This window comes from Mesorhizobium sp. M7A.F.Ca.MR.362.00.0.0 (assembly GCF_004023175.1).
GTDB lineage: Bacteria > Pseudomonadota > Alphaproteobacteria > Rhizobiales > Rhizobiaceae > Mesorhizobium.
The window spans coordinates 23,739-33,402 of sequence record NZ_RZTF01000032.1 but is presented as its reverse complement, the minus strand read 5'-3'; the positions used below and the strand labels follow the sequence as shown (position 1 = coordinate 33,402).

At 62.5% G+C, this 9,664-nt stretch carries 10 protein-coding genes and 2 pseudogenes; 6 read left to right on the top strand and 6 right to left on the bottom strand.

The window, feature by feature from the left end; genetic code table 11:
- Positions 1-970 (top strand): annotated as a pseudogene (locus EOC06_RS07260) (2-dehydropantoate 2-reductase); the annotation flags it as partial.
- Here EOC06_RS07260 and EOC06_RS07255 read toward each other — a convergent pair.
- The 4 genes and pseudogenes from EOC06_RS07255 to dapD form a co-directional block, all read right to left on the bottom strand.
- Positions 957-1,646: pseudogene (locus EOC06_RS07255) on the bottom strand (hypothetical protein); the annotation flags it as partial. The pseudogenes EOC06_RS07260 and EOC06_RS07255 sit on opposite strands and share 14 nt — an antisense overlap.
- Positions 1,647-1,659: 13 nt before the next feature.
- Positions 1,660-2,037 carry a DUF805 domain-containing protein gene (locus tag EOC06_RS07250; protein WP_023810766.1) on the bottom strand — a complete coding sequence of 126 codons (378 nt, stop codon included), beginning with the start codon at positions 2,035-2,037 and terminating at the stop codon, positions 1,660-1,662.
- A complete protein-coding gene (locus EOC06_RS07245; RefSeq protein WP_127318322.1) occupies positions 2,030-2,392 on the bottom strand; it encodes a DUF805 domain-containing protein in 363 nt (120 codons plus the stop codon). Before EOC06_RS07245 ends, EOC06_RS07250 begins: the two co-directional genes overlap by 8 nt.
- A gap of 72 nt (positions 2,393-2,464) precedes the next feature.
- Complete coding sequence (dapD, locus tag EOC06_RS07240) at positions 2,465-3,319, bottom strand: 2,3,4,5-tetrahydropyridine-2,6-dicarboxylate N-succinyltransferase (RefSeq protein WP_127269742.1); 855 nt, start codon at positions 3,317-3,319, stop codon at positions 2,465-2,467.
- A gap of 227 nt (positions 3,320-3,546) precedes the next feature.
- Here dapD and EOC06_RS07235 point away from each other — a divergent pair, with 227 nt between their 5' ends.
- A complete protein-coding gene (locus EOC06_RS07235; protein ID WP_023810769.1) occupies positions 3,547-4,392 on the top strand; it encodes an LOG family protein in 846 nt (281 codons plus the stop codon).
- Positions 4,393-4,501: 109 nt separating this feature from the next.
- Here the strand turns inward: EOC06_RS07235 and EOC06_RS07230 are convergent, their stop codons facing one another.
- Positions 4,502-5,227 (bottom strand): pyrimidine 5'-nucleotidase, encoded by a 726-nt coding sequence (locus EOC06_RS07230; RefSeq protein WP_127395611.1) that lies wholly within the window; start codon positions 5,225-5,227, stop codon positions 4,502-4,504.
- A gap of 160 nt (positions 5,228-5,387) precedes the next feature.
- Between EOC06_RS07230 and EOC06_RS07225 the strand changes: the two genes are divergently transcribed.
- The 3 genes from EOC06_RS07225 (at position 5,388) to EOC06_RS07215 (ending at position 7,956) form a co-directional block, all read left to right on the top strand.
- On the top strand, positions 5,388-6,149 hold the full coding sequence (locus EOC06_RS07225; protein WP_127269432.1) for a GGDEF domain-containing protein: 762 nt from the start codon (positions 5,388-5,390) through the stop codon (positions 6,147-6,149).
- A 194-nt stretch (positions 6,150-6,343) separates the two neighbouring features.
- Entirely contained in the window at positions 6,344-6,520 is a 177-nt protein-coding gene (locus tag EOC06_RS07220) for a hypothetical protein (RefSeq protein ID WP_128307423.1), read from the top strand.
- Positions 6,517-7,956 (top strand): GMC oxidoreductase, encoded by a 1,440-nt coding sequence (locus EOC06_RS07215; protein WP_128307422.1) that lies wholly within the window; start codon positions 6,517-6,519, stop codon positions 7,954-7,956. The genes EOC06_RS07220 and EOC06_RS07215 overlap by 4 nt, the downstream gene beginning before the upstream one ends.
- Before the next feature lie 10 nt (positions 7,957-7,966).
- Here the strand turns inward: EOC06_RS07215 and phhA are convergent, their stop codons facing one another.
- Positions 7,967-8,803: a phenylalanine 4-monooxygenase gene (phhA, locus tag EOC06_RS07210; protein WP_128287709.1), complete on the bottom strand. Its 837-nt coding sequence runs from the start codon at positions 8,801-8,803 to the stop codon at positions 7,967-7,969.
- A gap of 140 nt (positions 8,804-8,943) precedes the next feature.
- On the opposite strand from phhA, the gene EOC06_RS07205 reads away from it, so the two are divergent.
- The gene (locus EOC06_RS07205; protein WP_027040109.1) at positions 8,944-9,420 is read left to right on the top strand and encodes an Lrp/AsnC family transcriptional regulator; all 477 of its coding nucleotides are present in this window, start codon (positions 8,944-8,946) and stop codon (positions 9,418-9,420) included.
- Positions 9,421-9,664: the final 244 nt, after the last annotated feature.

Genomic DNA, 9,664 nt, shown 5'->3' with positions numbered 1-9,664 from the left:
GACAAGGACAGAAGGATCGTCATAGCCGGTGCCGGCAGCATCGGCTGCTATGCCGGCGGCTGCCTGGCGCTGGCCAACCGAGAGGTCATTCTGCTGGCTCGGCCGCGCATCGAGGCAGCGTTGCGGCAGGGTGGATTGCGGGTCAGCGACCTCCAGGGCCGCGATCGCTCGATCAAGCCCGAGGCGCTTGTCGTCACCGTCGATCCGGCCGCCGCTTTGCCGCTGGCGGACGTGATCCTGGTCACGGTCAAGAGCGGCGCCACCCAGGATATGGCGGATCTTATCAAAGCCCATGCCCGGCCCGACGCCGTGGTGATCAGCCTGCAGAACGGCGTCGACAATGCCGACAGGCTGCGCGCTGAACTTGCCGGACGTACGGTGCTGGCCGGCATGGTGCCGTTCAATGTGGTGCAGTCGCCGGACGGCGAACTGCCGCTGCGCGTTCACCGCGCCAGCGACGGCACGGTAATGGTCGAGGATGGCGCCGCCGGCCTGGTCGGCCTGCTTGGCGTCGAAGGGTTTGCGGTCGAAGCCCATGGCGACATGAAAGCCGTGCTGTGGGGCAAGCTGCTGATGAATTTGAACAACGCGCTGGTGGCGCTTTCCGGCCTGCCGCTGGCGACCGAACTGGCCGATCGGCGCTGGCGGCTGATCCTGGCCAGCCAGATCGACGAGGCCCTGAGAGCGATGAGAGCGTCCGGCATCGAGCCGGCGCGGATCGCCGGCCTGCGGCCGGCGTTGCTGCCGAAGGTGCTCAGGCTGCCGGACTGGCTGTTCAAGCTGCTGGCGCGGCGCTTGCTGGCGATCGACCTGCAGGCGCGCTCGTCTATGTGGGACGATCTGCAGCGCGGCCGGCCGACGGAGATCGACGACTTGCAGGGCGCCATCCTGCGGCTGGCGGAAAAAGCCGGCACGCCCGGGCCTGGCGCCGGAGCAGATTGTTGCACCGGCCGGCCGTCGATCAACGTGATCTTCTGCCAGATTTTACGCGAAAGGTTGGACGCCAGGTTCTCGATGTCGTTGACGCCGTCGATGACCACGTCGTCATTGACCGACTGCGCGAAGAGCGCTGCGATCTTGCCGGTGATCGACAGCATTTCGGAGCAATAGTCGAGGTAACGCGCCAGGTCGGCGGCATTGGTGATGCGGGCCGGCGAGTGCGCCGTCGGCTTGAAATCGGCCGAAAGGGCTGCCGGATCCTTGGTCAGCTGGTGCATGTCGATGACATGGATCAGCGAACGCAGGCCGTGCAGCTGGCGAAACACCCTTTTGCGCTTGATGCGCTCCTCGGTGCGGATCAGAGCAAGCAAGCCCAACACAGCGAGTATGACGGTGTTGATCGAAGCCTCTATGCCTTGCACCGACTGCAGGGCATCGTGGGTTCCCGAAATGCGGTCGATCGGCAAGATGGTACCGACGAACAGGAACACCAGCACACCCGTGACGAAGGCGGCGACGATGAGCCCGCGCAGCCACCAGATCGGTGCTTCGAGCACCTTGGCCGCCTTGGCCAGATCGCGCGACAGCGAGACCAGTTCGGCGGCGACGCCACGCAATCCCGCTTCAGGGAAACGGTCGGCGATCCGCTCTTCCAGCCGCTCGGCGGTTTCGACGATCAGTTTCGGATCAAGCGTGCGGTAGCGCATGTCCGATCAGCCCTCAGGATTGTTCCGGCTCGTTGGTGCGCCGGCCATAGCGGTTGGGTCCAGGCTGCCCCGGAAACAGGCACAACACAAGGAAGGCGACGATCGACACCACCGGCACGAACAGGATCAGCGCGGCAATGCCCGGCTTGTCCAAATCGTGCAGCCGCTTCACCGCCAGGGCGATGTTCGACCACAGCGAGGCGATGAAGGCGACGAAGAAGATGAACGACCACATGTTGCTCTCGGCCGAACCTTCCGGCACCAGCGTGAAGCGGTAGAGCGGGAAGGCCTGGATGATGGCGACGAGCAACCCGCCAAGAAAATAGGCCGCGCGACTGACGCGGCCCGAGGTTTTGAAGAAAAGCCAGGTGAGATCTGATCTGTCAGGCAAGCGGGTCCGGTCCATATTGATTGGCGCCTCTGGCGCCTTCGAGAATGCCGCATTCCACCAGAAACCAGATCGGGCCGATGAGCGGCACCAGCATGATCAGGCTCCACCAGCCCGACTTGCCGCGATCATGCCAGCGCTTGGCGTAGACTGCGAGCGCGAAATAGATCGAGGCCAGAGCGATGAGAATGCCGATGATGCCGATCTGGGCGCCACTGGCGGTGGTGAGACGTGTACCGAGGATCGCATCGAGAATGAAGGCAACGATACCAATGACGATGAAAACGCCAATCGCGGCCCAGAACTTGCCACGGTTGATGCGACCATCAAAACTTGTGAGCAGATACTTCCAGTCCATGTCACCCCTCCATCTTGAACCAGCGCGACCGATTGTCGCGCCGGCGGAAGGTGCGCTCGCTTTGCGCAAAGATCAATCGCGCAGCAATTCGTTGATCGAGGTTTTGGAGCGGGTCTTGGCGTCGACACGCTTGACGATGACGGCGCAGTAGAGGTTGGGACCCGGCTCGCCGTTCGGAAAGGGCTTGCCCGGCATCGTTCCGGCGACGACGACGGAATTGGGCGGCACTTCGCCATAGAAGATCTCGCCGGTGGCGCGGTCGACGATCTTGGTCGACTGGCCGATGAAGACGCCCATGCCGAGCACCGAGCCTTCGCGCACGATGCAGCCCTCGACCACCTCCGAACGCGCGCCGATAAAACAATTGTCCTCGATGATGGTCGGGCCGGCCTGCATCGGCTCCAGCACGCCGCCGATGCCGACGCCGCCGGACAGATGCACGTTCTTACCGATCTGGGCGCAGGAGCCGACCGAGGCCCAGGTGTCGACCATGGTGCCGCTGTCGACATACGCGCCGACATTGACGAAGGACGGCATCAGCACGGCGCCCGGTGCGACATAGGCCGAACGGCGCACGACCGACGACGGCACGGCTCGGAAGCCCGCCTTTTCGAAATCGACGGCACTCCAGCCGTCGAACTTCGACGGCACCTTGTCCCACCACACCGCCTCGCCGGGTCCCCCCTTGATGATCTCCATCGGGTTGAGCCGGAACGACAACAGCACGGCCTTCTTCAGCCACTGGTTGACATGCCACTTGCCGTCGGCCTGCCGCTCGGCGACGCGGACGGCGCCGCGGTCGAGCAGATCGAGCGCCGACTGGATGGCGTCGCGCGTTTCGCCGCGCGTTGCCGTCGAAATCGCGTCGCGTTCCTCGAAGGCCTTCTCGATGGTCTTTTCGAGGCTCGCCAGATCGGGCTTCGACATGAATTCGCTCCATTACCAAGCTGTTAAGGGGCAACGCCTTAACCTGTTTTGAAAGTCGCGCGGACCCCTTGGCAGGCTTTGCCTGTCTGGATCTTTGCATGTAGCAGGTTCTTGTCACAAAACCGCGGGACACTTTTGCGGAACCTGCTTATGTGAAGCCTTGGTGAGGGTCAATCGCGGCTGCGTCATGGGGCGGCGCAAGTGAAGAATTTGGACGGGTAGAGCATATGACACCTATGGAAAAGGCGGGCTGGACGCCACTGCCGCATTCGGACGAGGATCTGGAGCGGTCGAAGAGTGTGCCGGATACGCCGCAGACGCGTGCCGAAACCTACCGGCTCGCCTGGAACGATCCCGACTTCATGACGCGGCGCGAGTTGCGCGCGGTCCGGCTGCAGCTTGAACTCCTGAAACCGGAAATGATCCTGGCCGAACGCGGCATCCGTTCGACGGTGATCCTATTCGGCGGCGCGCGCCTGCCGGAACCCGGCGGCGAGGCCTGGGCGGCCAAGAACGAGACGCAGAAGAAGAACCTCGAGGAGAACAGCAAATACTACGAGGAAGCGCGCAAATTCGCCCGCCTCTGCTCGCAGCAGTCGGCTACCTCCTATTACCGCGAATATGTCGTGGTGACCGGTGGCGGGCCCGGCGTGATGGAAGCGGGAAACCGCGGCGCCGACGATGTCGGCGCGCCGTCGATCGGCCTCAACATCGTCCTGCCGCACGAGCAGGCGCCGAACATCTATGTGACGCCGGAGCTCTGCTTCAACTTCCATTATTTTGCTATCCGCAAGATGCATTTCGTCATGCGCGCCAAGGCGGTCGCGGTGTTTCCGGGCGGCTTCGGCACGATGGATGAATTCTTCGAGACGCTGACCCTGATCCAGACAGGGCGCATGGAGCGCGTGCCGGTGATCCTGTTCGGCAAATCCTTCTGGAAGCGGGCGATCAATCTCGATTTTCTCGCCGAGCAGGGCACGATCAGCCCCGGCGATCAGGACATCATCGACTTCGTCGACACCGCCGACGAAGCCTGGGGGATCATCAGCCGGTTCTACAAGTTAGGGGAGTAGGGAAATGGGGAATTGAAGAGCTGACGAATTGAAGAGCTGACGAATTGAAGAACTGGGGAACTCGGGAACTGGGGGAATCCGTAGAGACCGTCCTTCATTCTTCAATTCTTCAATTCTTCAATTCCCCTCTTCCTTCCCCCTCCACAATCGCCGTCAGAAACCCCGCCAGATCGTCGGTGACGAAATCGACATCATCCTCATTGGCCGGGTCGCGCTCCCAGATCTCGGAAAAGGTCGGCTCGAAATTGCGCGGCACGATAAGCACCGTGGTCATGCCGAGCGACTTCGGCACCGAGAGGTTGCGGGCAAGGTCTTCGAACATCACCGCATTGTGGCCGGTGACGGCGTGGAGTTCGGCGAACTTCTCGTAGGTCTGGCGCGCCGGCTTGGGATTGAGCCCGGCGGCGACGATGTCGAAGATGTCGTCGAAATGGTCGAGGATGCCGAGTTGGCGCGCGGTGCGCTCGGCGTGCCTGCGGTCGCCATTGGTGAAGATGAACTTGCGGCCCGGAAGCTGGCGGATGGCGGTGCCGAGAACCGGGTCTGGCACCAGCCATGAATAGTCGATGTCGTGGACCTTCTCGAGGAAATCATCGGGGTCGATGCCATGACGTGTCATCAGGCCGTTCAGCGTCGTGCCATATTCGCGGTAGAGTTCCTTCTGCAACTTGCGCGCATCGTCGCGCGGCAATGCCAGCAGCTCGCCGACATAGGCGGTCATCTTGACGTCGATCTGCGAGAACAGATTCGAATGATGCGGATAGAGCGTGTTGTCGAGATCGAAGACCCAGTCGGTGACATGGGCGAAGCGGGCGGGGTCAGGGAGCGTGGTCATGGGCTCCTTATGGCATGAAACGCGCATTCCGGAAGCGACTTTATCCACAACTTCTGCTCGTTGAGGTTGCGTAAATCGCCTCACGATTCAAATTTTAGGCATCTGGGAAAGGTGGCCTTTAGGGCTTGCTGGCAGAGAGGCAGTCTTGTGGGAGCAAGCGATGAACAGCATAATTCTGAGATCCGCCGCCGTTGCTTTCGCCTCAGTCGCGGCCTCTCTCCTGCTGACCCTGATCATCGTTCCGGCCATGGGATTTCCGGTCAACCGCACGATCTGGCTGACCTCCACCCTCTGTCCGCTGGTGCTGGCGTGGGCTGCCAGCGCAAGCACTTTCTGGCAAAGCGACAGGCTGAAAAACGCGCATCGCGATCTCGCCCGAGCCCATGCCCAGCTCGCCGCCGCGCATCGCCGCCTGGCGGAAAAGGCGAGCCGCGACGACATGACCGGCATGCTCAACCGGGAAAGCTTCTTTGCCGCGCTCGACGGTTCGCGCCGCAAGTCCGATCGCGGCGCGCTGCTGATCATCGATGCCGATCACTTCAAGACCATCAACGACAATTTCGGCCATCTGACAGGTGATGACGCGCTGCTTTTGATCGCCAGCGCGATCCAGCGCGGCGTGCGCAGCGGCGATGTGCTCGGCCGCATCGGCGGCGAGGAGTTCGGCGCCTTCCTGATCGGCGCCACCGAACAGGAGGCCAAGCGCGTCGCCGAACGAATTCGCCGCGAAGTGGAGCTGATCCGCTTCCGGCCCGTCGACGAGCGGACCATCCCGCTCACGGTCAGCATCGGCGGCACCGTCTGCGGCGAGGAAGCCAGTGTGTCGGAGCTGATGCGCGCCGCCGACCGGCGCCTCTACCAGGCGAAGCACCAGGGCCGTAACCTGACGATCATCGACACCGGCATTTCCGAGGCGGCGTGATCCGATCTGCCGCAACCGGCCTGTTAAGAAAATTCTAACCCTGTTTGCACTCGGTTGTACCGCTTAGCCGGGTTTTCACTGCTTTGCGGCCAGACTTGGCACGATACTGGCTTCTACGGTGATGCATGTGTCGTTCCGGGAATTGCCGTTCTGGGAACGCCATGCAGTGCCGAAGCCCAGCCGAGAGACGAGCCATGAGTTTCATCATCAAGAAAATGTCACGCCGCGCGCTCGTGCAGGCGTTGATCGCATTGCCTGCCCTGTCTTTGTTCCGCAAGCTGCCTAATGCCGATGTCGCCGGTCCAAAGCCCGACCCGAACGAGATCGTCGAGGTCAATGGCTGGATCCTGAAGCGGAGCGACCTGGCATGATCTTCGACAGCTACGAGGCGTATCGCGCCGCGAACTTCACCCCAAAAGTGTGCATCCTAGGCTCCGGCCCGGCCGGCACGACCATTGCCCGCAAGCTTGGCGCGGCCGGCATTCCGGTGGTGGTGATGGAGGCCGGTCCGCGCGAATTCAGCGACGAGTCGCAGGACTTTTACCGTGGCAGCACGGTCGGGGATTTTTATTTCGATCTCGACATAACCCGGCTGCGGTTGATGGGCGGCAGTTCCAACCACTGGGCCGGCTGGTGCCGCGTGCTCGACAAGCAGGATTTCGAGCCGAAGGCCTGGGTACCCGATACGGGCTGGCCGATCCGCCGCACCGACATCGAACCCTATCTGCCGGAAGTGCGCGACATTCTCGACCTTCCGGCCCTCCGGCCAGATGTGCCGATCTCGGACGACATTCACTGGGTGCAGCTGATCAAGAGCCCGGCCGTGCGCTTCGCCGAGAAGTTCGGCGATGAACTCGACAAGGCCAAGAACATCGCGGTGGTGCTCAACACTTGTGCCACCGAACTTTCCGGCGACGGCAAACGTGTGACGGGCGCCAGACTGTGGTCGAACGGGCAGGATGCCGGCTCCTTCAGTGCCGACTATTTCATCGTCTGCACCGGCGGGCTGGAGAATTCGCGGCTGCTTCTGTGGTCGAACCAGCGTTCGAACGGCGGCGTCGTGCCGAATGCGACGGCGCTTGGCCGCTACTGGATGGAGCATCCGACCTTCGAGGGCGGCAACGCGATCCTGGCCGACTACAACGCGTTCGAGGTCGACGCCGTCAATGAGGCCTTCTTCTCGCCGACCCTTGCCGCCATGGAGCGGCTGCAGATCATGAATTTCGGCATCCGGCTGATCGAGACGCCGTATCCCGGCGTCAAGAGCCTTATCGCCGACCTCGCCTGCACGGCACCCGACATGGCCGAGTGGATGTCCTCCAAGCTCAGTCAGAGACTGCGCTGCGCCGCCCAGCTCTACGTCGCCTGGGAACAGGCGCCGCTGGCCTCCAACCAGATCGAGTTGTCGAAGACCGATGTCGACCATGCCGGCGTGCCACGCATCGAATTGCACTGGAAGAAATCGGAAATGGAGCGCCGCACCCTGCTCGAAGGGCTCAGACTGTTCGGCATGACGCTGATCGAGAAGAATCTCGGCCGCGTGCGTATTGCCGACTGGATCAGCAATGGTCAGGATTATCCGACCAACGACGAGACGGCGGGCCATCATCACATGGGCGGCACGCGCATGGGCACCGACGTCAGCAAGAGCGTGGTCGACGCCAACTGCAAGGTGCACGGCATGGACAATCTCTATGTCGGCGGCTCCTCGGTGTTCTGCACGTCGGGCCAATGCAACCCGACGACGACGATCACCGCGCTGGCCTGCCGGCTGGGCGACCATCTGAGCAAGGTGGTCACCGCCTGACGGTTCTGCACTATAACGTCGCCGGGTCGAGCGCCGGCTGGTCCTTGCGTCGGGCGACGATCGCCGCGAAATCGGCGGTCTGGAAGGCATCGCGCAAGGCGTCGAAGGACGGCAGCACGAAATAGGCGCGCTGGAACTTGTCGATCTCGTAGCCGGTGCGCATCACCGTTTCGAGGTCGAAGGGCACGTGGTGGGCGTCATTGCCTTCGACCGCGAACTGCAGCTCGGTAAACGACGACATCAGGCCGGCGCCAAAGGCCTTTAGCGGCTGGCCGGCCTCCTGCATCAGGCCGTATTCGGCCGTGTACCAATAAAGCCGGGAAATCATCTCGTCGCCGCCCAGCGCGATGATGTCGCCGGCCTTCTCGCCATACATCTGCATGAAATCGGCGAACACCGGTTGCGACAGCGCCGGCACGTGGCCGAAGAAGTCATGGAACATGTCGGGCTCGACAATGTAGTCGAGCTCCTGCCTCGTCCGCAGCCAGTTGGTGACCGGGAAGCGGCGATCGGCGAGATGATCGAAAAACGGGGCCGCGGGAATGAGACCGGGCACCGCGACGATCTCCCAGCCGGTCAATTTGCGCAGCTTGGCGCTGACCTCGTCGAAATCGGGAATACGGTTGAGCAGGCCGAGTTTTTCGACGCCGTCGAGATAGGAGTGGTGGGCGAGCCTGCGCGTCAATTTGGTCTGGCGGTCGCACAGCGTGCGCCACACCGCCTGCTCTTCTTCGCTGTAATCGTAGCCCTGCGACACGGTGAAATCGGCGCGGCAGACCGAATAGTCGCCGCGCAATCCTTGCGCCGCGCAGTCGCGGGCATATTCGGCAACGCTCATCGTCGTCATGGTTTTTCTCCTCGCAAATCATCAATGGCTGACGTGCCGAAAAGGCTACCCCGATCTGCCGAGGCAAATCGGTTTTGATGATGGCTCGAACGGAATATTTGGGATAACATCCACTCACAAAACCCTCTATCGGAGTGAAAATGCCTCAATTCGACGATTTCGAGATCAAGATGCTCGATGTCCTGCAGCGCGACGGGCGCAAGCCGGTTTCCGAACTGGCGCAAGAGATCGGCCTGTCGACGACGCCGTGCGCGCGGCGCTTCGAGGCGCTGCAGGAGGCCGGCATCATCAAGGGATTTGCCGCGGTGATCAGCCGCCGCGCGGTCGGCCTGATGGTCGAGGTGTTCATCCAGGTGCGCCTGGTCAGCCACAGCGACGGCTCGCCCGAAAGCTTCATCGCCGCCGTGCAGCGCATGGACGAGGTGTCCTCGTGCTGGACGATGACTGGCGACCATGACTTTCTACTGCATGTCATGGTGCCGTCGGTCGACGAACTCAACGCCTTCGTCATGCACCGGCTGATGCGGCTCGACGGCGTGCGCGACGTCCACACGCAGTTGGTGCTGCAGAACATCAAGGGGCCGGGCCATGTGCCGCTCGGGCATCTCAGGCGATGACAATGCCTCTCTTCGCACTCCTTGGGGAAAAGCTGCACGCAAACTGCTGAAACGGGCCAAGCGCGTGTCCACATCGCCGGCCAGCTTGCGCGGACCAACCGCCCAGAGGTCCGCCATGAAAATCGTCCTGATCAATCCGCCGCACACCGCCATCGGCAGCCGCGTGCCCGACGATCACCTGCCGCCGCTCGGCCTTCTGGCGATCGGCGGGCCTCTGATCGATGCCGGGCACGAAGTACAGCTC

Bases quoted from the DNA above. Each gene is read 5' to 3' on its own strand.
- EOC06_RS07245 (WP_127318322.1), bottom strand. From the start codon at position 2,392: ATGGACTGGAAGTATCTGCTCACAAGTTTTGATGGTCGCATCAACCGT.
- dapD (WP_127269742.1), bottom strand. From the start codon at position 3,319: ATGTCGAAGCCCGATCTGGCGAGCCTCGAAAAGACCATCGAGAAGGCC.
- EOC06_RS07235 (WP_023810769.1), top strand. From the start codon at position 3,547: ATGACACCTATGGAAAAGGCGGGCTGGACGCCACTGCCGCATTCGGAC.
- EOC06_RS07230 (WP_127395611.1), bottom strand. From the start codon at position 5,227: ATGACCACGCTCCCTGACCCCGCCCGCTTCGCCCATGTCACCGACTGG.
- EOC06_RS07225 (WP_127269432.1), top strand. From the start codon at position 5,388: ATGAACAGCATAATTCTGAGATCCGCCGCCGTTGCTTTCGCCTCAGTC.
- EOC06_RS07220 (WP_128307423.1), top strand. From the start codon at position 6,344: ATGAGTTTCATCATCAAGAAAATGTCACGCCGCGCGCTCGTGCAGGCG.
- EOC06_RS07215 (WP_128307422.1), top strand. From the start codon at position 6,517: ATGATCTTCGACAGCTACGAGGCGTATCGCGCCGCGAACTTCACCCCA.
- phhA (WP_128287709.1), bottom strand. From the start codon at position 8,803: ATGACGACGATGAGCGTTGCCGAATATGCCCGCGACTGCGCGGCGCAA.
- EOC06_RS07205 (WP_027040109.1), top strand. From the start codon at position 8,944: ATGCCTCAATTCGACGATTTCGAGATCAAGATGCTCGATGTCCTGCAG.